Origin of the sequence: Streptomyces sp. AF1A (assembly GCF_047340315.1) — a bacterium.
Classification (GTDB): domain Bacteria; phylum Actinomycetota; class Actinomycetes; order Streptomycetales; family Streptomycetaceae; genus Streptomyces.
This window is the reverse complement of the sequence record NZ_JBLEBI010000004.1, coordinates 21,489-44,250: the sequence shown is the minus strand read 5'-3', so window position 1 is coordinate 44,250 and position 22,762 is coordinate 21,489. Positions and strand designations below refer to the sequence as shown.

Here is a 22,762-nt window from a genome sequence, read left to right as displayed (position 1 = left end):
GAAGCGCGGGGAACGCCCGCGAAGGCCGTCCCCCGCCGCGTCCCGTCAGGTCACAGGGTGCGCAGGAGCACCGCCGGCTGCTCCACGCAGTCCGCCACGTACCGCAGGAAGCCGCCCGCCGTACCGCCGTCGCACACCCGGTGGTCGAAGGTGAGCGAGAGCTGCACGACCTGGCGCACCGCCAGCTCGCCCTCGTGCACCCAGGGCTTGGGGACGATGCGGCCGACGCCGAGCATGGCGGCCTCGGGGTGGTTGATGATCGGCGTGGAGCCGTCGACCCCGAAGACCCCGTAGTTGTTCAGCGTGAAGGTGCCGCCGGTGAGTTCGCCGGGGGTCAGCGTCCCGGCGCGGGCGGCCTCGGTCAGCCGGGCGAACTCGGCGGTGAGCGACTCGGCGTCGCGCGCATGGGCGTCCCGGACCACCGGCACGACCAGGCCCCGGTCGGTCTGCGCCGCGAACCCGAGGTGCACCTGTTCGAGCTGAACGACCTCGCGGGCCTCCGTGTCGACGAAGGAGTTCAGCTCGGGGAAGCGGGCCAGCGCGGCCGTGCAGACGCGGGCGAGCAGCGCGAGAAGGGAGATCTTCGGTCCTCCGGCCGCGTTCATCGCGGCCCGCGCGCGCATGAGTTCCGTCGCGTCGGCGTCGACCCAGCAGGTCGCCTCGGGGATCTCGCGGCGGCTGCGGGAGAGCTTGTCGGCGACGGCTCCGCGGACGCCCTTGAGGGGGATGCGGATGCCGCCCCGCGGGGCCGTGGCGGCACGGGCCGGCTCCTGAGCCGGGGCAGCCGTGGCGGCCTTCGCGCGCAGGGCGCCCTCGACGTCCGCGCGCAGGATCAGCCCGTCGGGCCCGGAGCCGGACAGCTGCCGCAGGTCCACGCCGCCCTCCCGGGCGAGCCGGCGCACCAGCGGGGAGATCACGGGCACGGGACCGTCGGCGCGCGTGGGTGCGGGCGCTGCCGGAGCGGGCTGCCTCGCCTGTCCGTTCGCGACCGTGGTCGAGCGCACCCTGCGGCGCCGCGCGGGCGCCTCGGAGGTGCCGTAGCCGACCAGGACGTTGCCGGACCCTCCGGAGTCGCCCCCGGCGGCCGGTTCGCCGACCGCCACTGTCAGCAGCGGGGCGCCGACGGGCAGTTCCGCGCCCTCCTCCCCGAAGCGGGCGGTGACCACGCCGCTGTAGGGGCAGGGCACCTCGACCATCGCCTTGGCCGTCTCGACCTCGACGACCGGCTGGTCGACGGCGACCACGTCACCGACCTGGACCAGCCAGCGGACGATCTCCGCCTCGGTGAGTCCCTCGCCGAGGTCGGGAAGCCTGAACTCCAGCACCTGTGCCATCAGCGCTCGGCCTCCCACTGCAGCCGGGCCACGGCGTCCAGGATGCGGTCGACGCCGGGCAGGTGGTGCCGCTCCAGCATGGGCGGCGGGTAGGGGATGTCGAACCCGGCCACGCGCAGCACGGGGGCCTCCAGGTGATGGAAGCAGCGCTCGGTGATGCGGGCCGCGATCTCGCCGCCCGGCCCGCCGAATCCGGTGGACTCGTGCACGACGACCGCACGTCCGGTGCGCCGGACGGCCGCGCAGACCGTCTCGTCGTCGAACGGCACCAGGGAGCGCAGGTCGATCACTTCCAGGTCCCAGCCCTCGGCCTGCGCGGCCTCGGCGGCCTCCAGGCAGACGGGCACGGAGGGGCCGTAGGTGATCAGGGTGGCGCTGCGGCCCGGGCGGCGCACGACCGCGCGCCCGATGGGCTCCACGTCCGTGGGCTGCTCGGGGTTCCAGGCGTCCTTCGACCAGTACAGCCGCTTGGGCTCCAGGAAGACGACCGGGTCGTCGGATGCGATGGCCTGGCGCAGCAGCCCGTAGGCGTCGGCGACGGTCGCGGGCGTGACCACGTGCAGGCCTGGGGTGGCCATGTAGTAGGCCTCGGAGGAGTCGCTGTGGTGCTCGACGCCGCCGATGCCGCCGCCGTAGGGGATGCGGACGGTGATCGGCAGGGGCATCTTCCCGCGGGTGCGGTTGCGCATCCGGGAGACATGGCTGATCAGCTGCTCGAACGCCGGGTAGGCGAAGGCGTCGAACTGCATCTCCACCACCGGACGCAGGCCGTACATGGCCATGCCGACGGCGGCGCCCAGGATGCCGGCCTCGGCGAGCGGGGTGTCGGTGCAGCGGTCCTCGCCGAACTCCTTGGCGAGGCCGTCGGTGATGCGGAAGACACCGCCGAGGGTGCCGACGTCCTCGCCCATGACATGCACGGCGGGGTCGGCGGCCATCGCGTCGCGCAGCGCGCGCGTGAGGGCCTGCGCCATGGTGGCGGGCTTGACGGCGACGGTGGTCATCGGGCGCCGCCTTCCGGCTCGCCGTGCGTCCCGTGCCCGTCCTGCTCGGCCTCCAGTTCGGCCCGCAGCAGGGCGCGCTGTTCGCGCAGTTGGGCGGTGGTCTCGGCGTAGACGTGGTCGAAGATTTCCATGGGGTTCAGTTCGGGGTCCTGGTTCATGCGCTCGCGCAAGGAGGCGGCCATCGCCTCGGCTTCCTCCCGTACGGCGTCGAGGCCGGCCTCGTCGATCAGGCCGCGCGCGGTCAGTTCCGCCTCCAGCAGCCGGATCGGGTCGTGGGCGCGCCAGGCCTCGACCTCGGCCTCGCCGCGGTAGCGGGTGGCGTCGTCGGCGTTGGTGTGGGCGTCGATGCGGTACGTCACCGCCTCCACGAGGGTCGGTCCGCCGCCCGCGCGCGCGTGGCGCACGGCGTCGCTGAGGACCTCGTGCACGGCGGCGGCGTCGTTGCCGTCGACCAGGCGGCCCGGCATGCCGTACCCGACGGCCTTGTGGGCCAGGGAGGGCGCGGCGGTCTGCTTGGCGAGCGGGACGGAGATGGCGAAGCCGTTGTTCTGCACGAGGAAGACGACCGGTGCCTGCCAGACGGCGGCGAAGTTCAGCGCCTCGTGGAAGTCGCCCTCGCTGGTACCGCCGTCGCCGACCATGGCGAGCGCGACCACGTCGTCGCCCTTGATGCGGGCGGCGTGGGCGAGGCCGACGGCGTGCGGCAACTGGGTGGCGAGCGGGGTGCTGAGGGGGGCGACCCGGTGGGCGTAGGGGTCGTAGCCGCTGTGCCAGTCGCCGCGCAGCAGGGTGAGGGCCTCGACGGGATCCACGCCCCGGGCGACGACCGCGAGGGTGTCGCGGTAGCTGGGGAAGAGCCAGTCGCGCTCTTCGAGGACCAGGGCGGCGGCGACCTCACAGGCCTCCTGGCCGGTGCTGGAGGGGTAGACGGCGAGGCGGCCCTGCTTGGTGAGCGCGGTGGCCTGCGTGTTGTACCGGCGGCCGCGCACCAGGTGCGCGTGCAGCCGGCGCAGCAGGTCCGGGTCGGCCTTGGCGGCCGCCTCGGTGCCGAGGACGCGGTGGGGCTCGGCGTCGGGCAGCAGCGGCGCAGGATCCATACGGGGCTGCCAGGCGGGCGGCGGCGATGGCCGGTACGCGCCCCGCTGCTCCAGAACCGTCATGACGGCACCTCCTCGTGGGAGCGGCTACGGGAGGCGCGTCGGCTGTGAGGCGCCTCACCTACCGATTGTTCGGTCGTCGGCACATTTTGGCTACAGCCCCCACCAGGCTGTGGACAAACGGTTCTCCACAGCCTGGAATGAACGCAGGACGTCCACGGCGAGGGAGCGGGGGGCAATGGCAGCTGAACAAATGGCCGACGGGCCGCAGGACGGCGTCCCGCTGCCGCCGCGTCCGCTGGACGCGATCGACCAGGACATCCTGAAGATCCTCCAGGCGGACGGCCGCGCCTCGATACGGTCCGTGGCCGAACGCGTCCACGTCTCGCGGGCCAACGCCTACGCGCGCATCAACCGGCTGGTCGAGGACGGGGTGATCCGGGGGTTCGGCGCGCGCGTGGACCACGAGCGGGCGGGCCACGGCACGTCGGCGTACATCACGCTGAAGATCGTCCAGAACACCTGGCGCACGGTGCGCGAGCAGCTCCGCCAGCTGCCGGGCGCCTCCCACATCGCACTGGTGGGAGGCGACTTCGACGTGCTGCTGCTGGTGCACACGCCCGACAACAGGGCGCTGCGCGAGCTGGTGCTCACTCGGCTCCAGGCGATTCCGGAGGTGCTGAGCACCCGCACGCTGCTGGTGTTCGAGGAGGAGGACCTGGAGCCGGAGTCCTGAGACCGCGCGCGGCCCGGCTCAGCCCCTGCGCAGTCCCGCGAAGACCAGCCGCACGACCGCGTCGGCCACCTCGCGGCCCGTGGCGCCCCGGGCGTCCGGCCGGTACCACTCCACCACGGAGTTGATCATGCCGAAGACCAGGCGGGTGGCGAGCCGCACCTCCACGTCCCCGCGCACGTCCCCGTCGGCGGCGGCCGCCTTCAGCAGCTCGGCCACCCGGTGGTCGAAGTCGCGGCGCCGCTCCAGGGCCCACCGCTCGGTGGCGGTGTTGCCGCGCACGCGCAGCAGCAGCGTGACGTAGGGCAGCTCGGCTATGAGCACCTCGACCATGCGCCGCACGACGTGCTCCAGGCGGTCCACGGCCCGGCCCTCGCGCGCCCGCTCCTCGTCCAGGATGGCGAACAGGCCGTCCAGGGCGCGGCTGACGGCCCGGCGCAGCAGCTCCTCCTTGCCGCTGACGTGGTGGTAGATCGACGACTTGGAGATGCCGGCCGCCTTCGACAGGTGCTCCATGGAGGTGCCGTCGTAGCCGCGCTCGTTGAAGACCTGGACGGCGACCGAGAGCAGCGTCTCGGGGGTGTAGGTGTCGCGCTTGGCCGTGGTCATGAGGTGCCCTCCCGCTTGTCGACGGCGTAGGCGTGGCGGTAGAGCGCGAGGGAGGGGGCGTAGCGCCCGGAGGGGTCGCGCTCGTGCATCTCGTCCAGGACGTCGAAGGCGAACTCGCGGCCGAGTTTGCGGTCCCATGCGAACGGGCCGAGCGGGTAGTTGACGCCGAGCCGCATCGCGGTGTCGATGTCCTCCTCGGTGGCCACCCCCTTGGCGACCGCGTCATGGGCGAGGTCGATGATCCGGGCCACCGTGCGGGCCACGATCATGCCGGGGACGTCACCGATGACACTGACGTCCTTGCCGAGCGCCTGGAACAGTCCGGTGGCCTCGGCGAGGGTCTGCGGAGCCGTGTCCTGGGAGGCGGACAGGGCGATGCGGGTGGCGGTGCGGTAGTCGAGCGCGAGGTCGAAGTAGACGACGTCGCGGAACTCCGCGGACGTCTGGCCGTCGGCGAGGACCAGCTGGCCACCGCTGGGCAGCACCAGGCGGGTGCCGTTGTCCTCGTCCTCCTCGCGGACGGGGATGCCCGCCTCGCGGATCAGTGTGAGCAGCTGAGCCGCGGGGCCGAGTCCGCCCTCGGCGACGACGTACGCCGGCGGCTGTTCCTTGTCGGCGGTGTGCGGCTCGGGCCGCTCGGCGCCGTCGGCGTAGTCGTACCAGCCGCGCCCGCTCTTGCGGCCGAGCCGGCCCGACTCCACCAGCCGGCGCTGGGCCAGGGCGGGCGTGAAGCGCACGTCCTGGAAGAAGGACTGCCACACCGAGTGGGTGACGGACTCGTTGACGTCCTGCCCGATCAGGTCGGTCAGCTCGAACGCGCCCATCCGGAAGCCGCCGGACTCGCGCAGGACCGCGTCGATGGTGGCCGGGTCGGCGGCCTGGGCCTCGTACACGGCGAACGCCTCGGCGTAGAACGGCCGGGCGATCCGGTTGACGATGAAGCCGGGGGTGTCCGCGCAGGCCACCGGGGTCTTGCCCCAGGCGCGTGCGGTCTCGTACGCGCGCGTGGCCGACGTGACGTCGGTCGCGAAGCCGGAGACGACCTCGACCAGCGGCAGCAGCGGCGCCGGGTTGAAGAAGTGCAGGCCCACGAAACGGCCCGGATGGCGCAGCGCGCCGGCGATCGCCGTCACCGACAGCGAGGAGGTGTTGGTGGCGAGCAGGCAGTCCTCGGCGACGACGTCCTCCAGCTCACCGAAGAGCTGCTGCTTGACGTCCAGCCGCTCCAGGACGGCCTCCACGACCAGGGTGCAGTCGGCCAGCTCGGCCAGGCCCTCCGCGGGCTCCAGGCGGGCGCGCGCCGCGTCCCGGTCGGCGGCGGCGAGCCGGCCCTTGTCCACCAGCCGGTCCAGGCGGGCGACGATCGCCGCGGCCGCGTCCCGGGCCCGCCCGGGGACGGCGTCGTAGAGCCGCACGGTGTGGCCGGCCACCAGCGCGACCTGGGCGATGCCCTGGCCCATGGTGCCGGTGCCGACGACGGCCACGGGACTGCTGAGGTCGAGTGCTGTCATGTGCGCGATCCTCCCGCACGCCGTTTTCCACAGATGCGGCGGTCCCCCTTGTCCCGACCGATCGTTCGGTTACTCTAGCTCTGACCGCACCGCCCGTCACCCGCCACACCCTGATCGAGGCGCCTCGCGCCCCACCCGCACCTGTTTCTGCCCAGGTCATGAACTCGACGACGAGTTTTCCGAGAACGAGGAGTTGGTCCCGCATGGCCGCCGAACTGACCGCGCCCGAGCTGATCGCCAGGCACCGGCCCACTCTCGACCAGGCCCTGGAAGCGATCCGCACGCGCGCGTACTGGTCCCCGCACCCCGAGCACCCCAAGGCGTACGGCGAGGACGGCAGCCTGGACGCGGCGGCGGGCAAGGCCGCCTTCGACGCCCTGCTGGGCACCCGCCTCGACCTCGGCCAGCCCGGCACGGACGGCTGGGTGGACGGCGAGGTCTCCCCGTACGGCATCGAGCTGGGCGTGAGCTACCCGCACGCGGACGTGGACGTGCTGATCCCGGCGATGAAGGCCGGCCAGCGGGCCTGGCGGGACGCCGGCGCCGAGGTGCGGGCCGTGGTGTGCCTGGAGATCCTGAAGCGCATCAGCGACCGGACGCACGAGTTCGCACACGCGGTCATGCACACCAGCGGACAGGCGTTCATGATGGCGTTCCAGGCGGGCGGCCCGCACGCCCAGGACCGCGGCCTGGAAGCGGTGGCGTACGCGTACGCCGAGCAGGTCCGCACGCCGCGGACGGCGCAGTGGACCAAGCCGCAGGGCAAGCGCGACCCGCTGGTCCTCACCAAGCAGTTCACGCCCGTGCCGCGCGGCATCGGCCTGGTCATCGGCTGCAACACCTTCCCGACCTGGAACGGCTACCCGGGCCTGTTCGCCTCCCTGGCGACCGGCAACGCGGTCCTGGTCAAGCCGCACCCGCGCGCGGTGCTGCCGCTCGCCCTGACGGTACGGATCGCCCGCGAGGTGCTCGCCGAGGCCGGCTTCGACGCGAACCTGGTCGCGCTCGCCGCCGAGCGCCCCGGCGAGGGCATCGCCAAGACCCTCGCGACCCGCCCCGAGATCAGGATCATCGACTACACCGGGTCGACGTCCTTCGGCGACTGGCTGGAGGCCAACGCCCGCCAGGCGCAGGTCTACACCGAGAAGGCCGGCGTCAACACGGTGATCGTGCACTCCACCTCCGACTACAAGGGCATGCTGTCCAACCTGGCGTTCTCGCTGTCCCTGTACAGCGGCCAGATGTGCACCACCCCGCAGAACCTGCTGATCCCCCGGGACGGCATCGCCACCGACCAGGGCCCGAAGACCTTCGACGAGGTCACCGCCGACCTCGCCCGCGCGATCGACGGCCTGCTCGGCGACGACGCGCGCGCCAACGCCCTGCTGGGCGCGATCGTCAACCCGGACGTCAAGGCACGTCTGGAGGCCGCGGCCGGGCTCGGCGAGGTCGCCCTCGCCTCGCGGGAGATCGCCAACCCCGACTTCCCGGGCGCGGTGGTCCGCACGCCGGTCCTCGTCAAGCTGGACGGCGCCAAGCCGGACGACGAGGCCGCCTACATGAGCGAGTGCTTCGGCCCCGTCTCCTTCGCCGTCGCCGTCGACTCGGTGACCGACGCGGTGGAGCTGCTGCGCCGCACGGTCCGCGAGAAGGGCGCGATGACGGTCGGCGCCTACACCACCGACCCCGAGGTCGAGCAGGCCGTCGAGGACGTGTGCCTGGAGGAGTCGGCCCAGCTGTCGCTCAACCTCACCGGCGGGGTGTACGTGAACCAGACCGCCGCCTTCTCCGACTTCCACGGCTCCGGCGGCAACCCGGCGGCCAACGCGGCCCTGTGCGACGGCGCCTTCGTGGCGAACCGGTTCCGGGTCGTCGAGGTGCGCAGGGAGGCGTAGCAGCGGCTCAGGAAGGTGCGCCCCCGGTGGCGCTCCAGTGGTACAGCGTCATCGCCACGCTGGTGGCGAGGTTGTAGCTGGAGACCTGGGGGCGCATCGGCAGCCGCAGCAGATGGTCGGCACGCGCGCGCAGCCGCGCCGACAGCCCGCTGCGCTCCGAGCCGAACGCGAGCACGGCGTCGTCGGGCAGCTTGGTGCCGCGGATGTCCTCGCCCTCCGGATCGAGGGCGAACAGCGGTCCCGCCGGCAGCTCGTCGGCGCCGAGGCGTTCCACGGCCGTCGCGAAGTGCAGGCCCGCGCCGCCGCGCACCACCGTGGGGTGCCAGGGGTCGAGCGTGCCCGTGGTGACCACGCCGGTCGCCCCGAAGCCGGCGGCCAGCCGGATCACGGCGCCGGCGTTGCCCAGGTTGCGGGGGTTGTCGAGCAGCACGACGGGGGCGGTGCGGGGGGTGCGGGCGAGCGCCCGGAGGTTGGCCTCGCGGGGGGGCCGTACGGCGAGCGCGGCCACGCCCGTCGGATGGGGCCGCGGGACCAGGGACGCGTACGTTGACGCGGGCACCTCGGTGAGCAGTGCGTCCAGGGCCTCCCGCACGTCCTGGGCCAGCTCGTCCGCCAGGGCGAGGGCGGCCCGCCGGTCGGTGGTGACCGCCACCGGCACCTCGGCCCCGAAGCGCACCGCGTGCTTCAGGGCGTGGAAGCCGTCGAGCAGCACGGCGCGGCCGGCGTGCTCGCGCCAGCGGGTCAGCGGGTCGGTCATGCCGTGAACCCTACGCGCCCCGGAGTGCTCTCCTCCGGGGCGCGGGGCGGCGGCACCGTACGGCCCCCGCGCCGGCCGATCCCCCGCGCGCGTGCCGCGAGCGCGCCCAGCCGGCGCAGGAAGGACGTCGGCAGGAAGACCGCGTCTGCGGTGATCATCGCCAGCGAGAAGAACGGCAGGCCGAGGACGACCGCGATCACGGCGTGCTCCAGCATCATGAAGACCAGCAGGACGTTCTTCACCCGCCGGTTGAACAGGGTGAACGGGAAGGCGACCTGCACCATGACCGTGCCGTAGGCCACGATCATCATGATCGTGCCGCTGGAGGACATCAGGTCGGCGAGGCCGGGCCAGGGCGAGAAGTAGTCCAGGTGGAGCGGGTAGTAGACGGCCGTGCCGTCCTGCCAGCGCGAGCCCTGGATCTTGTACCAGCCGGCCGTGGCGTAGATCAGGCACGCCTCCGCCATGATCACCAGCAGGGCGCCGTTGTGCACGACGTTGGCGATCACGTCCAGCATGATCCGCGGCTCGGCCGACCTCGCCCGGCGCTGGACCAGCCACCACAGGGCGAGCACCGCCCACACCGTCCACAGCAGCGCGGGGATCAGCCAGCCGTTGTCGAACCGGCCGGCCGCCGTCACGGTGACGAGCGCGAGCCCCAGCACCGCCCACAGCACCGGCCCCACCCGGTCGGCGGGAGTCCGCTCCCCGCGCGCGCGTGCCGCCTCGGCGCGCGCCGCCCGCCGTGCGTCCAGCGACCACACCCGGCCGCAGCGCGTGAACACCAGGTAGAAGGACATCAGGTGCAGCACGTTGTCGCCGCCGTCGCCGACGAAGACGCTGCGGTTCTGCAGCGACAGCACGCCCACCATGAACAGCACGGACGCGGTGCGGGTACGCCAGCCGAGCAGCAGGGTGGCGCTCGCGAGGACGGCCAGCAGGTAGCAGCACTCGAACCACGCCTGCCCGTTCGACCACATCAGGGCCGTGAAGGCGTGGTTGTCCTCGGTCAGCTGCCTGGCGAGGTTCCAGCCCCAGGGACCGGCGGGGCCGTACAGCTCCTGGCGGTGGGGGTACTCGCGCAGCAGGAACAGCAGCCAGGTGCCGGCGAACCCGATCCGGATCACGGCGCTCTGGTACGGGCCGAAGGCCGCCTCGGTGACGCGGGCGATCCCGCGCGACAGGGTCAGCGAGAAGGGGTTCACCGCACACCTCCGGCGGCCTCGTCGGCGGTCACCGTCCACCAGGGCAGCTCACGGTAGACGGGCTTGTCGGGCACCCGTTCATGGCTCCAGGCGGGCGGCTGCACGTTGGTGGTGCTCGAACGGACCTGCACCCGCTCGATGACGCCCGCCCGGCTGGTCGGGTCCGTGCGGTACAGGCGCATCACGACCAGCCGGCGCAGGTACTGCTCGGACAGCGAGCCGCGCAGGCCCAGGGGACGGTTGTCCGTGCCGTGCGTGGCGGCGAAGAAGTCCCAGGCCCGGCGCAGCTCGTTCTGCTCGGTGTGGCTCGGCAGCGGGTTGTGGTCTATCGCGGCGCCGTCCTGCGCGGACAGGTCGGTCCAGCCGGTGGTGCGCACGTCGCCCTCCTTCATCCGCACCTCGGCGCGCACCTGCACGGCGATGTTCTGCTGCAGCGGGTTCGGCGCGAACAGCTTCCAGTTCTGCTCGAACTCCGGGTACACCCACTCCTCGACCGCCTTGCCGTGCTGCTTCGACACGGTGTTCGGCGGCGCGACGCTGAGGAAGACCATCAGCAGGTGCGCACACACGCCGACGGCCACCACGGCGACCGCCAGCGCGGCGCCGACCTGGTAGCGGGGGGAGAGCGCGGCGACACCCGTGCGGGGTGGGGCAGGGGGTGCCGGGGGTGCGGGGTCGGGGGCCTGACCGGAGGCGTGGGTGGCCGGCTCCGCGGCGTCCCGGCCACCGGAGTCCTCGTCGTACGCGTCCATTCCGCCCCGTCCCCCGTTTCGGCTCGGTCGTTCGGCCCGGTCGGCCGAGTGGGTCAGCGCTCTGCACGGCCGCCCCTCACAGGCGCCGCTTGATGCACGAGCGCCACAGCCCGGCGCTCGCACGGAACGGTACTCAGCCCCGGCCACCGGGCGCAGCCCCGGGTGCGGGCGGACGGCCGTGGTCCTCACCACGCGGCCCGCCCGGGCGGGCATCCCCGGGCCCGGGAGGCGGCGCCCGGTGCGGCCCCTCGCCGGGCATCCACGGGCCCCAGGGCGCACCACCCGACCTGGCACGACGTGGCCTCACGACCGCAGCGCGGCTGTGGTCGCCGGTTCGTGTTCCGTCCTCACGAGAGGGAGGTGGCTGTGGTCGCCGGTTCGTGTTCCGTCCTCACGAGAGGGAGGTGGCTGTGGTCGCCGGTTCGTGTTCCGTCCTCGCGACAGGGAGGTGGCTGTGGTCGCCGGTTCGTGTTCCGTCCTCACGAGAGGGAGGTGGCTGTGGTCGCCGGTTCGTGTTCCGTCCTCGCGAGCGGTCCGCGTTCTGCCCCCACTGACTGGCATGTGGCGGTGCTCGCCGGTCTGTGTTCCGCGTCAGCCAGGGGTACGAGGCCGCGCCCGCCGGTCCGGGCTCTGCCGTCAGCCGGCGACCACCGAGGCCGGGCGCCGCGCGGGGTCCCGCGCCGGGCGTTCCCTTCTCTTAGAACCTGTTCTATCTTGACGGCCCGTCAGATGACCGCACCGTCGGAGGGACAGCCGTGGACTTCACCTTCACCGAGGAGCAGCGGGCGGCGGCCGAGGCGGCGCGCGGGGTGTTCGCCGGTGTCGCGCCGGACGCGGTGCCGAGCCCCGCGCTCACGCGCGGCGCCGTGGCCGACGGCTTCGACCGCGAGTTGTGGTCCCGGCTCGCCGGGGCCGACCTACTGAGTTTGCTCCTCAACGAGGCGCACGGCGGCGCGGGTCTGGACGCGATCGCCCTGTGCCTGGTCCTGCGCGAGTCGGCGAAGGTCCTCGCCCGGGTGCCGCTGCTGGAGCACAGTGCGGCCGCCGCGGCCGTACAGGCCTTCGGCGAGCAGGAGCACGCCGGGCGCGTGCTGGGCCCGGCCGGGCGCGGTGAACTGGTGCTGACCGTCGCCGCGAGCGGCCGTACCGGCCACGACCCCGCCGACCTCGCCGTCACCGCACGGCGGGACGGCCCGGTGTGGGTGCTGGACGGGGTGCAGACGGCGGTGCCGTGGGCGTACGACGCCGACCTCGTCGTCGTACCCGCGCACATCGAGGACACGGCGGCCGGCCGGAGCGTGCTCGCGCTCGTGCCTCCCGCACGGGACGGCGTGACCCTAGCCGAGCAGGTGTCCACCAGCGGGGAGCGGCTGGCCGAGCTGAGGCTGGCGTCCGCGCGGATCGACGCGGGCGACGTCGTCGAGGCCGACGGCGCGTGGGAGTGGCTGCACGCGCTGCTCGCGACCGGTACCTGTGCGCTGGCGCTCGGTCTGGGCGAGCGGGTGCTGAGGATGACCAGTGAGTACACCGGCAAGCGGGAGCAGTTCGGGCATCCGCTCGCGACCTTCCAGTCGGTGGCCGTGCAGGCCGCGGACCGTTACATCGACCTGCGCGCCATGGAGGCCACCCTGTGGCAGGCCGCGTGGCGGATCGCCTCCGGGGCGCCGGGGCCGCTGCCCGCCGCCGGGGACATCGCCGTGGCGAAGATCTGGGCGGCGGAGGGTGTACGGCGCATCGTGCAGACGGCACAGCATCTGCACGGCGGGTTCGGCGCGGACACCGACTGTCCCCTGCACCGGTATCACGCCTGGGCCAAGCACCTGGAGCTGGCGCTCGGCCCGGCGGCGGCCTACGAGGAGCAGCTCGGGGACCTGCTGGCCGCGCATCCGCTGGGCTGACCGCGGTCCCGGAGCGGGCGGGTGGGCTACAGCACCTGGCCCGGCAGGCCGTCGTCGGTGATCACTGCACGGCCCGCGGCCGCCCAGGACTGCATGCCGCCGTCGATGTTCACCGCGTCGATGCCCTGCTGCACCAGATACATGGTGACCTGGGCCGACCGGCCGCCGGAGCGGCAGATGACGTGGACGCGGCCGTCCTGCGGGGCGGCCTCGGTCAGCTCACCGTAGCGGGCCACGAACTCGCTGATCGGGATGTGCAGTGCTCCCTCGGCGTGACCCGCCTGCCACTCGTCGTCCTCGCGGACGTCCAGCAGGAAGTCGTCGTCCTTGAGGTCCGTGACCTCGATGGTGGGCACACCAGCTCCGAAATTCATGCCCCCGACGCTACCCGAAGGACGCCGCGGTTCAGCCCTGCGCCAGCAGGGCCGCCAGCTCCGCCTCCCGCTGGGCGACGTCGGCACGGAGCTTGCCGGCGATCTCCTCGAGCAGCTTGTCCGGGTCGTCGGGGGCGAGGCGGAGCATGCCGGCGATCGCGCCCTCCTCCAGCTGGCGCGCGACGTGGGTGAGCAGCTCCTTGCGCTGGGCGAGCCACTCGAGGCGGGCGTACAGCTCCTCCGCGGGGCTCGGGCGCCGCTCGGGCGGGACCGGGCCGGCCGCCCACTCCTCGGCCAGCTCCCGGAGCAGCGCCTCGTCGCCCCGGGCGTAGGCGGCGTTGACGCGGGTGATGAACTCCTCCCGCCGCTTGCGCTCGTCCTCCTCCTGCGCCAGGTCGGGGTGGGCCTTGCGGGCCAGCTCGCGGTAGAGCTTGCGGGCCTCCTCGCTGGGCCGCACCCGCTCCGGGGGCCGTACGGGCTGGTCGGTGAGCATGGCGACGGCCTCCGGGTAGAGGCCGTCGCCGTCCATCCAGCCCCCCATGAGGTCCTCGACGCCTGGGATGGGCATGACGAGGGCACGCGCCTCCTGGGCACGGCGGACGTCCTCCGGGTCGCCGGTGCGGGCGGCCTTCGCCTCGGCGATCTCGGCGTCGAGTTCCTCGATGCGGGTGTAGAGCGGTCCGAGTCGCTGCTCGTGCAGCCGGGCGAAGTTCTCGACCTCGATGCGGAAGGTCTCGACCGCGATCTCGTACTCGATCAACGCCTGCTCGGCCGCCCGTACGGCCCGCTCGAGCCGTTCCTCGGGCCTCGGTGGCTGGGACTGCTCAGCTTCGGGGGTCGTCACGCGCCCCAGCGTAGTCGCTGCGCTTGGCTTGAACGGGGGGTGCGGGTCTCTTGGTTCAGGAGTGCGGGCTTCTTGGGGGAGGGGTGCGGGCTTCTCGCCGTAGGGGTGAGGGGTCGGTTGCCGGGTGCGGGGCTGTTGTGGTTGCTCGCGCAGTTCCCCGCGCCCCTGACGGGGTGCCGTGTACCCGCCACGGTGCGGGAGCGCCGTGGTTGCTCGCGCAGTTCCCCGCGCCCCTGGCGGGGTGCCGTGTACTCGCCACGGTGCAGGAGCGCCGTGGTTGCTCGCGCAGTTCCCCGCACCCCTGACGGAGTGCTGTGTACTCGCCACGGTGCGGGAGCGCCGTGGTTGCTCGCGTCCCTGGCGGGGCGCTGGGGGTGATGTTTCAGACTCCTGGTTCTGCTGGGATGCGGCCCGTTCGGATTCCTGTGAGGAGGTGGGCGTGGTCGGCCTCTGTGCGGTCGGCGTAGGTGACGGCGAAGCCGGCTATGGCCTCGTCCAGCTCCTCGTTCTTGCCGCAGTAGCCGGAGATCAGGCGTGGGTCGGCGCTGTGGGAGTGGGCGCGGGCCAGCAGGGCGCCGGTCATGCGCGCGTAGTCGTCGATCTGGTCGGCGGCGAGGGCGGCCGGGTCGACGCTGCCCTTGCGGTTGCGGAACTGGCGGACCTGGAAGGGGCGCCCGTCGACCGTGGTCCAGCCGAGCAGGATGTCGCTGACCACCTGCATCCGCTTCTGCCCGAGGACCACGCGCCGGCCCTCGTGCTCCACCGGCGGCGTCTCGAAGCCGGCGGTGGCCAGGTGCGGGACCAGCGCGGAGGGGCGGGCCTCCTTGACCTGCAGCACCAGCGGCTCCCCGCGGTGGTCGAGCAGCAGCACGACGTACGACCGGGTGCCGACGCTGCCGGTGCCCACCACGCGGAACGCCACGTCGTGCACCGCGTGCCGGGCGAGCAGGGGGTGCCGGTCCTCGGACAGCGTCGTCACGTACTCCTCCAGGGCCGCGGCCACCGCCGCCGCCTCGGCGTCCGGAACACGGCGCAGCACGGGTGAGGCGTCGACGAACCGCCGCCCGCCGTCCCCGGCCTGTTCGGTGGACTTCGCCGCGAACCGGCCGCTGGTGTTGGCCCGCGCCTTCTCCGAGACCCGCTCCAGGGTGCCGAGCAGGTCGTGGGCGTCGGCGTGGGAGACGAGTTCCTCGTCCGCGATGGCGTTCCACGCGTCCAGCACCGGCAGCTTCGCCAGCAGCCGCATGGTGCGGCGGTAGGCGCCCACCGCGTCCTGCGCCGCCGCGCGGCAGGTGTCCTCGTCGGCGCCCGCCTCGCGTCCGGCGAGCACCAGCGAGGCCGCGAGCCGCTTCAGGTCCCACTCCCAGGGGCCGTGCACGGTCTCGTCGAAGTCGTTGAGGTCGATGACGAGGCCGCCGCGCGCGTCGCCGTACAGGCCGAAGTTGGCGGCGTGCGCGTCTCCGCATATCTGGGCTCCTATCCCGGTCATCGGGGTGCGGGCCAGGTCGTAGGCCATCAGCCCCGCCGAGCCGCGCAGGAAGGCGAAGGGCGTGGCCGCCATCCGCCCCACGCGGAGCGCGGTCAGCTCGGGGAGCCTGCCGGCGTTGGACTCGGCGACCGTGGTCACCGCGTCGGGGCGGGCGGCGTCCAGGTCGAGGGCGCGGTGCGCACGGCGCGGCACGCTCTCCCGCAGCGCCTTGCCCTCCTTCTTGGGCGAGCCCTGCCGCGGCCACTCGGCGAATCCCCGCACCCGGGGCAGCCTGCGCTCCCCCTGGCCCACCGCGTCCGCCACGTCCACTCCGGTTCCGGTCACCACGACTCGCCTCCCCCGCACTCCGAGCACGCCCCCGAAAGGGCGCCGGCACGGACCTCGACACGAACATCAACTCGTGGAGACCGTACAGCCGGTGAACGAAACGCGTCAGACCCTGTGGATGACTCGGCGGTTGGGGACAACTCCATGACCGAGCAGCTCACCCCAAGTCCGGGTCGGGCCCTCGGAAACCTTTCTCAACTGCCGTACCGCACAAGCCCGGTTGCCACGGCGTTGCCGTCCGCCCAGGGGCACACGGCGTCGGTCCGTCGGTCGGCCCGTCGGCTCGTCTCAGGCCCGTCGCCTCGCAGCTGTCTCGTCCGTCGGCCACTCCCCAAAATACCCCCGGGGGTACTCGTGCTACCGTCGGGATATACCCCCGGGGGTAATTTGCACTGGAAGGGAGTCCCCCGTGTTCTTCATCGACACGATCGAGGTGACCGGGCTCGGCAACCGCAGCTACCTGGCCGGCGGCGAACTCGCGGCGGTGGCCGTCGACCCGCCGCGCGACATCGACCGGGTGATCGCGGCGGCCGCGCGGCGCGGGGTGCGGATCGCCCACGTCGTCGAGACGCACGTCCACAACGACTACCTCACCGGCGGCCTGGAACTGGCCCGCATCACGGGCGCCGCCTACCTCGTCCCCGCCGGCGCCCGGGTCTCGTACGACCGCATGCCCGTGCACGACGGCGACCGCCGCGAGATCGACGCCGCGTCCGGCCTGATGCTGCGTGCGCTGGTGACCCCCGGCCACACGCCGCACCACACCTCGTACGCGCTGGAGCAGAACGGAACGGCCGTCGCCGTGTTCACCGGCGGCTCACTGCTGATCGGCAGCGTCGGCCGTCCCGACCTGGTGGAACCGCGGCTGACCGAGCGGCTCGCCAGGGCGCAGCACGCCTCCGCCAACCGCCTGGCCGACGAGTTGCCGGACGACACGGCAGTCCTGCCCACGCACGGTTTCGGCAGCTTCTGCTCCTCCGGCCGGCCGCGCGGCGAGTCCACGACGATCGGCAGGGAGAAGGCGTCCAACGCGGCGCTCGTCCGCGATGTCGACGGCTTCGTCGCCGACCTGCTCGCCGGACTGGACGACATACCCGCGTACTACACCCACATGGCTCCGGCCAACGCGGCCGGGCCCGCGCCCGTCGACCTGACCCCGCCCGCCGCGGCCGATGCCGACGAGATCGCCGCCCGGCTCGCCGCCGGGGAGTGGGTGGTCGACCTGCGCAACCGGGTCGCCTTCGCGGCCGGGCACGTGGCGGGCTCGTTCAACTTCGAGGCCGAGGGGCAGCTCGCCACCTACCTGGCCTGGCTGATCCCGTGGGGCCGGCCGGTGACCCTGCTCGCCGAGTCGCCCGCGCAACTCGCCGCCGCCCAGCGCGAGCTGGTCCGGGTCGGCATCGACCGCCCGGCCGCGGCGGCCACCGGCGACCCGTCGAACTGGACTCGCGATGAGCTCGCCTCCTTCCCGCGGGCCACCTTCGCCGACCTTGCGGCGCGGCCCCGGGGCGGCTTCGTCGTCCTGGACGTCCGCCGCAACGCGGAGCGGGCCGGCGGCTTCGTGGACGGCTCGGTCCACATCCCCGTCCACGCCCTGCGCCGCCGCCTGCACGAGGTCCCCGACGGGCAGGTGTGGGTGCACTGCGCCGGCGGTATGCGCGCCGCCGTCGCCGCCTCCCTGCTGGCTGCCGCCGGCCGTGACGTCGTCGCCGTCGACGACAGCTTTGACGCGGCCGCGAAGGCCGGGCTGACCGTCCGCACGCCCTGACGGCGACCGCCTCGGATCAGCCGCACCGGGAAGACGAACAGGAGCGAACCACGATGGGTCTCTTCATGAGCCTCTTCGGACGCGACCGGGGCGGTCCCGAGCGCGTGACCGCCAGCAGGGAGTCGAGGCCGTCGACGTCATCGGCGGCATGCAGGCGTGCGCCGCGGCCGGACTCCCGGTTCCCGGTCATGAACACGCGAGGCGAGCAGGGGACCGTCGCATGAGCGCGGTGATACTCGCCCTGCTGGCCGGCGCCGTCGTCGGTCTGTCGCTCGGGGCCCTCGGAGGCGGCGGTAGTGTGCTGGCCGTCCCCGCCCTGATCTACCTGCTCGGCTTCACCCCGGTCGCGGCGACCACGGCCGGCCTGGTCATCGTCGGGGTCACCTCCGCCACCGCCCTGTCCGCGCACGCACGCGACGGCCACGTCCGCTGGCGTACCGGGCTGCTGTTCGCGGCGGCCGGCATCGGCCCCGCGCTGCTGGGCGGCGCGCTCGCCGGACGTCTGCCCGCACCGGTACTGACCGCGGCCTTCGCCGTGGTCGCGGCCGCCGCCTCGGCGCGCATGCTCAGGCCCCGCCGCCGCACGGAAAGCACCGCCCCCGTACGGCCGGGCCGGGCGGCAGCCGCCGGCGCCGGCCTGGGCGCGCTCACCGGCGTCCTCGGGGTGGGCGGCGGCTTCCTCGCCGTCCCCGCGCTGGTCGACGTCCTCGGCCTGCGGATGCGCGCGGCCGTCGGCACCAGCCTGCTCGTCATCACGGTGAACTCACTGGCCGCCCTGGCGATGCGTGCCGGTACGGCCGACGGCCTGGACGGGGCCGTCATGGGACCGTTCGCCGGCGCGGCGATTCTGGGCGCGTGGGACGGCAGACGCCTGTCGGCGAGGCTCTCCGGGCGCACCCTTCAACGGGCGTTCGCGTTCGCCCTGTTGGCGGTGGCCGGCTTCATGCTGGTGGACGCGGTGGTGCGATGACAGTCCGACTGGGCCCTCTCGCACCGGCGACAGGGACGACTTCCCCCACGCCCACATCCAGTGAGGAGTTTCCCTACGCACGCATCCCGAGTGAGGAGTTCCCCACGCACGCCTCCCCGGCGCGGACTTCCGCTACGCCCGCATCCCCGCGCGGACTTCCCCTACGCCAGCGACAGGAACAGCTTCTCCAGCCGCGCCCGCATCGCCTCGGTGTCCTCACCGTTCGTGCGGCCCGACTCGATGTCCGCCACGCACTGCTGCAGTCCGGTGGCGATGATCGCGAAACCGGCCCGGTCGAGCGCCCGCGAGGCCGCGGCCAGCTGCGTGACGACGTCCTCGCAGTCCCGCCCCTCCTCGATCATCCGGATCACGCCGGAGATCTGGCCCTGCGCCCGCCGCAACCGGTTCACCACGGCTTTCAGTGCCGTGCCCTCAAGCTCCAGTTCCACGATCACTCCTCGAAAAATACCCCTAGGGGTACTGTACGTCCCGGTTCGGGACGGCGGCGACCGACAAGGATCATCACACCCATGACCAGCCCCCTCACCCTCGACCCCGACCAGGCCCGCGCCCGGCTGCACGACCTCACCGTCATCGACGTGCGCACCCCCGGTGAGTACGCCTCCGGCCACCTGCCCGGCGCCCTCAACGTCCCCCTGGACCTCATGGGGCGCGCGCTGCCCGAGATCCGGCACGCGGCCGACCGCGGTGACGTCCTCGTGGTGTGCGCGTCCGGCGCCCGCTCCCAGAGCGCCTGCACGCTGCTTGCCGAGCAGGGCGTCCGGACGGCCACGCTCGCCGGCGGCACCCACGCGTGGGCCGCCGCGGGGCACGGCCTCGACCGGCCCGCCGCCGGTGACACCCGCGCCGGCTGGAGCATGGAGCGGCAGGTGCGCTTCACCGCGGGCGCGCTGGTGCTCCTGGGCCTGCTCCTCGGCCTGCTGGTGCACCCGGCCTTCCAGCTCCTCTCGGCCGGTGTCGCGGGCGGACTCGTCTTCTCCGCGCTCACCGACACCTGCGGCATGGCCGTACTGCTCGGCAAGCTGCCGCACAACCGCCCGCGCCCGGCCGACCTCGCCGCAACGCTCGCCACCCTGCGCCGCGACCGATCGACGCCGTGACGGACGCGCTCCGCCCCCGGTGGCCCGTCCGGCGGACCTGCGCGCGCGAGCAGGCGGCGCGGGAGGCAGCCTGTCGGCAGAGGCCGGCGGCCACCTGACGGGGGACGGAGCGTCGGCACAGCGCGTCGAGGAGGCTGCCGTGGTCCTGGTGCAGAGGCGAGCCACGGCCCTGCCCCGGCACGCGCCGGGCACCGTCGTCCTGCGTGGGGGCGTCCGCCGTGCCTGAGCTGCCCGACGTCGAGGGCTTCCGCAAGGTGCTCGTGTCCTGCGGTCAGGGCAGGACCATCCGGCGCGTCGACGTACGCGACGCGGGCGTCCTGCACGGAACGAGCGGGCGGCGGCTGCGCGACGCACTGGAGGGCCGGCGGTTCACCGAGCCGGAGCGGCACGGCAAGTGGCTGCTCGCCCACACCAGCGGCCCCACCCTCCTGCTGCACTTCGGCATGACCGGCCGGCTGCTGTGCGCCCGCCCCGACGACGCGGTCGAGGCCCACGACCGCGTCCTGTTCACCCTGAGCGGCGACCGTCAGCTGCGCTACCGCGACCAGCGCAAGCTCCGGGGGCTCTGGCTGGCCGACGACGACGCCGGTCTCGCCCGCGTGATGGGCCGTCAGGGTCCCGACGCGCTGGCGGTCGGCCGCGCGGACTTCGAGGCCGCGCTCTCCTCGCGCCGGGGCCGCATCAAGACCACGCTGACCGACCAGTCCGTCCTGGCCGGCCTCGGCAACCTGCTCGCCGACGAGATCCTGTGGCGCGCCGGAGTGCACCCCCGCGTCCGGGCGGGCGATCTCACGGACGACGAACGCCGGCGCCTGTACACGCACATGCGCCGGACGCTGCGCTCCGCGGTCACCGCCGGCTGCGTCCCACCGCGCGACGCATGGCTGACCGGCCACCGCGACGACCCCGACCCGCTCTGCCCCCGGTGCGGCACCCACCTGCGCCGCACCCGCCTGGCCGGCCGCGGCACGGTGTGGTGCCCGCGGTGTCAACCGGACGCGGACGGAGCCGGTCGCGGGCGGAACCCGCCGTGAACCCTCGCCGCATCGCCGTCGCGAGCCTCGCGCCGACGATCTCCCGACTGCACCTCGGACAAGGACGGCACCGTGCAGCCCGCCGCCCCACCGCCCTGAACGCATGCGAAGCCGGCGTCCACGTCCGAGTCGGCGGCGTGCGGGACAGAGCGCGGTCACACGGCAGATGCCGAGAGCGGACGTACGCCGACCACACAGGTCTCCGACGCCGAAGTGGAGCCGGGAACGAGGAACGCGTAGGGGACGACGCCCCAGCCGGTGATCTGCGTGGCGCAGAGCGCGGGCAGGGCAGCGCGGGGCCGCGACCGGTCCCCCGATCCCGTCGCGGCTCCGCTGGTGTGGAGGTCGGTCATCGGCTGATCAGCAGCAGCCGCCCGTTACCGCTGGTTCCTTCGGATCGGCCTCGGCCGATCCGGTGCAGCAGGTGCTGCCTTGCTGCTTGGTCAGGGAGTCGGCGTCGGCTTTGACGACGTACACCTCCCAGGGTTCCTGGCCGGGGCCGTGGACCCAGACCTTGTCCTGGAGGGCGTAGCAGCAGGTGGTGTCGTTCTCGACGTCGGTGGTCAGGCCGGCCTCGCCGAGGCGGCCGGCCGCGGCGTGGACGGCCTCGGTGGTCTCAACCTCGACGCCGAGGTGGTCCATGCGTGTCGGCTCGTCCGGGGCGCCCTCGATCAGGACGAGCTTGAGCGGGGGTTCGGCGATGGCGAAGTTGGCGTAGCCGTCGCGGAGTTTGGCGGGCTCGGTGCCGAACAGCTTGGTGTAGAAGGCGATGGACGCCTCGAGGTCGGGGACGCGGAGGGCGAGCTGTACGCGGGACATGGCGAACCACCTCGTGAGTGCGGGAGTCAGCAGCCGCCGGACGATGCGGGGGTGCCGATACCGATTTGATTCGACGTTTGTCGATGGCTTATGTGGCCAGCATGGCACCTGAATAGGCAAGCGTCAATATAGACATCTATCGAATCCACTGCCATGGGTGCGCCGCATCGCCGACCACCACCCCGCTCCTGGAGGAACGAGCCCGACCCTCGTCAGACTGGTTCGACATGTGTCAACATAGACATATGTCGAATACGAAGGTGCTGCCGCTGCTGGAGCCGACGGGCTCCGACACCGTGGTGCCGTGCTGCCCGCCCCTCACCGAGCGCCCGCTGACCGCTGACGAGGCGGAGAAGACCGCCCGGATGTTCAAGGCGCTCGGCGATCCGGTGCGGTTGCGGCTGTTCTCGCTGGTCGCCTCGCACGAGGGTGGCGAGGCGTGCGTGTGCGACATCTCCGATGTCGGCGTCTCCCAGCCGACCGTCTCCCACCACCTGAAGAAGCTGAAGGAGGCCGGGCTGCTGGCTTCCGAGCGGCGTGGCACCTGGGTGTACTACCGGGTGGAGCCGTCGGTGGTCGCCGCGATGGGGCGCATGCTCGGCACTCTCGGCTGAGGCGACGGCCCCAACCGTACGGCGAGCGGGAGGATCCGATGGACGAGCCGCTGGTGGACCGTCAGGCGACTCACGCCGAGTTGGAACGCGCCCGTGCGACGTTCCACGAGCTTCTCGACGGAGCCACCGAGGACGACCTGCGTCGGTCCACCGTCGGCACCCGGTGGACCAACGAGCAACTGCTGTTCCACATGGTCTTCGGCTACCTCTTGATCCCGCCGCTGCTCTTCCTGCTGCGGGTCTTCGGGCGGCTGCCGCGCGGTGCCGGCCGGGCCTTCGCCCGGCTCCTCAACGCGGGAACCAAGCCCTTCGACGTCGTCAACTACCTGGGCCCCGTCGGCGGGGCGAGGATGCTCGGGCGCCGCCGGATGGGGACGGTCCTCGACCGTGTGATCACCTTCCTGCACGGCCGCCTCGACGCCGAACGGGAGAGCGACCTCGCGCTCGCCATGCACTACCCCACCCATTGGGACCCGTTCTTCCGCGACGTCATGACCATCGCCGACCTCTACCGCTACCCGACCCAGCACTTCGACTTCCATCGCCGACAGCTCACGCTGACCCCCGAGGACCGCTGAGGCGGGCAACCGGGGTCGCGGCCGACGGC

General features: G+C 73.1%; 22 protein-coding genes and 1 pseudogene. 9 read left to right on the top strand and 14 right to left on the bottom strand.

Annotation, left to right across the window (positions count from 1 at the left end; genetic code table 11):
• Window positions 1-50: 50 nt before the first annotated feature.
• From ACLU3S_RS02480 to pdhA, 3 genes are read right to left on the bottom strand one after another with little or no spacing between them, the layout of a single operon-like run.
• The gene (locus tag ACLU3S_RS02480; protein WP_413950016.1) at window positions 51-1,334 is read right to left on the bottom strand and encodes a dihydrolipoamide acetyltransferase family protein; all 1,284 of its coding nucleotides are present in this window, start codon (window positions 1,332-1,334) and stop codon (window positions 51-53) included.
• Complete coding sequence (locus ACLU3S_RS02475) at window positions 1,334-2,338, bottom strand: alpha-ketoacid dehydrogenase subunit beta (protein ID WP_413950015.1); 1,005 nt, start codon at window positions 2,336-2,338, stop codon at window positions 1,334-1,336. The genes ACLU3S_RS02480 and ACLU3S_RS02475 overlap by 1 nt, the downstream gene beginning before the upstream one ends.
• Entirely contained in the window at window positions 2,335-3,498 is a 1,164-nt protein-coding gene (gene pdhA, locus ACLU3S_RS02470; protein WP_413950014.1) for a pyruvate dehydrogenase (acetyl-transferring) E1 component subunit alpha, read from the bottom strand. Before pdhA ends, ACLU3S_RS02475 begins: the two co-directional genes overlap by 4 nt.
• 175 nt (window positions 3,499-3,673) lie before the next feature.
• Between pdhA and ACLU3S_RS02465 the strand changes: the two genes are divergently transcribed.
• Complete coding sequence (locus ACLU3S_RS02465; protein WP_413950013.1) at window positions 3,674-4,171, top strand: Lrp/AsnC family transcriptional regulator; 498 nt, start codon at window positions 3,674-3,676, stop codon at window positions 4,169-4,171.
• An 18-nt stretch (window positions 4,172-4,189) separates the two neighbouring features.
• Here the strand turns inward: ACLU3S_RS02465 and ACLU3S_RS02460 are convergent, their stop codons facing one another.
• Both ACLU3S_RS02460 and ACLU3S_RS02455 read right to left on the bottom strand, forming a co-directional pair.
• A complete protein-coding gene (locus ACLU3S_RS02460; RefSeq protein WP_413950012.1) occupies window positions 4,190-4,777 on the bottom strand; it encodes a TetR/AcrR family transcriptional regulator in 588 nt (195 codons plus the stop codon).
• Window positions 4,774-6,288, bottom strand: coding sequence for a 3-hydroxyacyl-CoA dehydrogenase (locus ACLU3S_RS02455; RefSeq protein WP_413950011.1), 1,515 nt, complete (start codon window positions 6,286-6,288; stop codon window positions 4,774-4,776). The genes ACLU3S_RS02460 and ACLU3S_RS02455 overlap by 4 nt, the downstream gene beginning before the upstream one ends.
• A gap of 203 nt (window positions 6,289-6,491) precedes the next feature.
• Here ACLU3S_RS02455 and paaN point away from each other — a divergent pair, with 203 nt between their 5' ends.
• On the top strand, window positions 6,492-8,183 hold the full coding sequence (gene paaN / locus ACLU3S_RS02450) for a phenylacetic acid degradation protein PaaN (protein WP_413950010.1): 1,692 nt from the start codon (window positions 6,492-6,494) through the stop codon (window positions 8,181-8,183).
• Window positions 8,184-8,190: 7 nt separating this feature from the next.
• Here the strand turns inward: paaN and ACLU3S_RS02445 are convergent, their stop codons facing one another.
• The 3 genes from ACLU3S_RS02445 to ACLU3S_RS02435 are packed head-to-tail and all read right to left on the bottom strand — an operon-like array spanning window position 8,191 to window position 10,897.
• Entirely contained in the window at window positions 8,191-8,940 is a 750-nt protein-coding gene (locus tag ACLU3S_RS02445) for a TrmH family RNA methyltransferase (RefSeq protein WP_413950009.1), read from the bottom strand.
• Window positions 8,937-10,145, bottom strand: a complete 1,209-nt coding sequence (locus ACLU3S_RS02440) for an HTTM domain-containing protein (RefSeq protein ID WP_413950008.1) — start codon at window positions 10,143-10,145, stop codon at window positions 8,937-8,939. Before ACLU3S_RS02440 ends, ACLU3S_RS02445 begins: the two co-directional genes overlap by 4 nt.
• Entirely contained in the window at window positions 10,142-10,897 is a 756-nt protein-coding gene (locus ACLU3S_RS02435; RefSeq protein ID WP_413950007.1) for a DUF5819 family protein, read from the bottom strand. The genes ACLU3S_RS02440 and ACLU3S_RS02435 overlap by 4 nt, the downstream gene beginning before the upstream one ends.
• A gap of 755 nt (window positions 10,898-11,652) precedes the next feature.
• Between ACLU3S_RS02435 and ACLU3S_RS02430 the strand changes: the two genes are divergently transcribed.
• The gene (locus tag ACLU3S_RS02430) at window positions 11,653-12,795 is read left to right on the top strand and encodes an acyl-CoA dehydrogenase family protein (protein WP_413950006.1); all 1,143 of its coding nucleotides are present in this window, start codon (window positions 11,653-11,655) and stop codon (window positions 12,793-12,795) included.
• Window positions 12,796-12,821: 26 nt separating this feature from the next.
• Here ACLU3S_RS02430 and ACLU3S_RS02425 read toward each other — a convergent pair whose 3' ends face one another.
• The 3 genes from ACLU3S_RS02425 to ACLU3S_RS02415 all read right to left on the bottom strand — a co-directional run bounded on the left by ACLU3S_RS02425 (window position 12,822) and on the right by ACLU3S_RS02415 (window position 15,826).
• A complete protein-coding gene (locus ACLU3S_RS02425) occupies window positions 12,822-13,151 on the bottom strand; it encodes a rhodanese-like domain-containing protein (RefSeq protein WP_413950078.1) in 330 nt (109 codons plus the stop codon).
• A 49-nt stretch (window positions 13,152-13,200) separates the two neighbouring features.
• Window positions 13,201-14,013, bottom strand: coding sequence for a hypothetical protein (locus ACLU3S_RS02420; RefSeq protein ID WP_413950005.1), 813 nt, complete (start codon window positions 14,011-14,013; stop codon window positions 13,201-13,203).
• 382 nt (window positions 14,014-14,395) lie between these two features.
• A complete protein-coding gene (locus tag ACLU3S_RS02415; RefSeq protein WP_413950077.1) occupies window positions 14,396-15,826 on the bottom strand; it encodes a DUF2252 domain-containing protein in 1,431 nt (476 codons plus the stop codon).
• Between the two features lie 412 nt (window positions 15,827-16,238).
• On the opposite strand from ACLU3S_RS02415, the gene ACLU3S_RS02410 reads away from it, so the two are divergent.
• Entirely contained in the window at window positions 16,239-17,597 is a 1,359-nt protein-coding gene (locus tag ACLU3S_RS02410; protein ID WP_413950004.1) for a rhodanese-like domain-containing protein, read from the top strand.
• A gap of 220 nt (window positions 17,598-17,817) precedes the next feature.
• Window positions 17,818-18,567, top strand: a complete 750-nt coding sequence (locus tag ACLU3S_RS02405) for a sulfite exporter TauE/SafE family protein (protein WP_413950003.1) — start codon at window positions 17,818-17,820, stop codon at window positions 18,565-18,567.
• A 161-nt stretch (window positions 18,568-18,728) separates the two neighbouring features.
• Here ACLU3S_RS02405 and ACLU3S_RS02400 read toward each other — a convergent pair whose 3' ends face one another.
• On the bottom strand, window positions 18,729-19,016 hold the full coding sequence (locus ACLU3S_RS02400) for a metal-sensitive transcriptional regulator (RefSeq protein WP_413950002.1): 288 nt from the start codon (window positions 19,014-19,016) through the stop codon (window positions 18,729-18,731).
• 81 nt (window positions 19,017-19,097) lie between these two features.
• Here ACLU3S_RS02400 and ACLU3S_RS02395 point away from each other — a divergent pair, with 81 nt between their 5' ends.
• Both ACLU3S_RS02395 and ACLU3S_RS02390 read left to right on the top strand, forming a co-directional pair.
• Window positions 19,098-19,688, top strand: a complete 591-nt coding sequence (locus ACLU3S_RS02395) for a rhodanese-like domain-containing protein (RefSeq protein WP_413950001.1) — start codon at window positions 19,098-19,100, stop codon at window positions 19,686-19,688.
• Between the two features lie 218 nt (window positions 19,689-19,906).
• Window positions 19,907-20,722, top strand: a complete 816-nt coding sequence (locus ACLU3S_RS02390; RefSeq protein ID WP_413950000.1) for an Fpg/Nei family DNA glycosylase — start codon at window positions 19,907-19,909, stop codon at window positions 20,720-20,722.
• Window positions 20,723-20,925: 203 nt separating this feature from the next.
• Here ACLU3S_RS02390 and ACLU3S_RS02385 read toward each other — a convergent pair.
• Together ACLU3S_RS02385 and ACLU3S_RS02380 are read right to left on the bottom strand one after the other, a co-directional pair.
• Window positions 20,926-21,075, bottom strand: a pseudogene (locus tag ACLU3S_RS02385) (MFS transporter); the annotation flags it as partial.
• Window positions 21,076-21,082: 7 nt separating this feature from the next.
• Window positions 21,083-21,541, bottom strand: coding sequence for an ArsI/CadI family heavy metal resistance metalloenzyme (locus ACLU3S_RS02380; protein WP_413949999.1), 459 nt, complete (start codon window positions 21,539-21,541; stop codon window positions 21,083-21,085).
• A 245-nt stretch (window positions 21,542-21,786) separates the two neighbouring features.
• Between ACLU3S_RS02380 and ACLU3S_RS02375 the strand changes: the two genes are divergently transcribed.
• Together ACLU3S_RS02375 and ACLU3S_RS02370 are read left to right on the top strand one after the other, a co-directional pair.
• On the top strand, window positions 21,787-22,155 hold the full coding sequence (locus ACLU3S_RS02375) for an ArsR/SmtB family transcription factor (RefSeq protein WP_413949998.1): 369 nt from the start codon (window positions 21,787-21,789) through the stop codon (window positions 22,153-22,155).
• A gap of 38 nt (window positions 22,156-22,193) precedes the next feature.
• A complete protein-coding gene (locus ACLU3S_RS02370) occupies window positions 22,194-22,733 on the top strand; it encodes a DinB family protein (RefSeq protein ID WP_413949997.1) in 540 nt (179 codons plus the stop codon).
• Window positions 22,734-22,762: the final 29 nt, after the last annotated feature.

Bases quoted from the DNA above. Each gene is read 5' to 3' on its own strand.
- ACLU3S_RS02405 (WP_413950003.1), top strand. From the start codon at position 17,818: ATGAGCGCGGTGATACTCGCCCTGCTGGCCGGCGCCGTCGTCGGTCTG.
- ACLU3S_RS02465 (WP_413950013.1), top strand. From the start codon at position 3,674: ATGGCAGCTGAACAAATGGCCGACGGGCCGCAGGACGGCGTCCCGCTG.
- ACLU3S_RS02375 (WP_413949998.1), top strand. From the start codon at position 21,787: ATGTCGAATACGAAGGTGCTGCCGCTGCTGGAGCCGACGGGCTCCGAC.
- paaN (WP_413950010.1), top strand. From the start codon at position 6,492: ATGGCCGCCGAACTGACCGCGCCCGAGCTGATCGCCAGGCACCGGCCC.
- ACLU3S_RS02480 (WP_413950016.1), bottom strand. From the start codon at position 1,334: ATGGCACAGGTGCTGGAGTTCAGGCTTCCCGACCTCGGCGAGGGACTC.
- ACLU3S_RS02395 (WP_413950001.1), top strand. From the start codon at position 19,098: ATGACCAGCCCCCTCACCCTCGACCCCGACCAGGCCCGCGCCCGGCTG.
- ACLU3S_RS02445 (WP_413950009.1), bottom strand. From the start codon at position 8,940: ATGACCGACCCGCTGACCCGCTGGCGCGAGCACGCCGGCCGCGCCGTG.
- ACLU3S_RS02380 (WP_413949999.1), bottom strand. From the start codon at position 21,541: ATGTCCCGCGTACAGCTCGCCCTCCGCGTCCCCGACCTCGAGGCGTCC.
- ACLU3S_RS02435 (WP_413950007.1), bottom strand. From the start codon at position 10,897: ATGGACGCGTACGACGAGGACTCCGGTGGCCGGGACGCCGCGGAGCCG.
- ACLU3S_RS02460 (WP_413950012.1), bottom strand. From the start codon at position 4,777: ATGACCACGGCCAAGCGCGACACCTACACCCCCGAGACGCTGCTCTCG.
- ACLU3S_RS02475 (WP_413950015.1), bottom strand. From the start codon at position 2,338: ATGACCACCGTCGCCGTCAAGCCCGCCACCATGGCGCAGGCCCTCACG.
- ACLU3S_RS02370 (WP_413949997.1), top strand. From the start codon at position 22,194: ATGGACGAGCCGCTGGTGGACCGTCAGGCGACTCACGCCGAGTTGGAA.
- ACLU3S_RS02455 (WP_413950011.1), bottom strand. From the start codon at position 6,288: ATGACAGCACTCGACCTCAGCAGTCCCGTGGCCGTCGTCGGCACCGGC.
- pdhA (WP_413950014.1), bottom strand. From the start codon at position 3,498: ATGACGGTTCTGGAGCAGCGGGGCGCGTACCGGCCATCGCCGCCGCCC.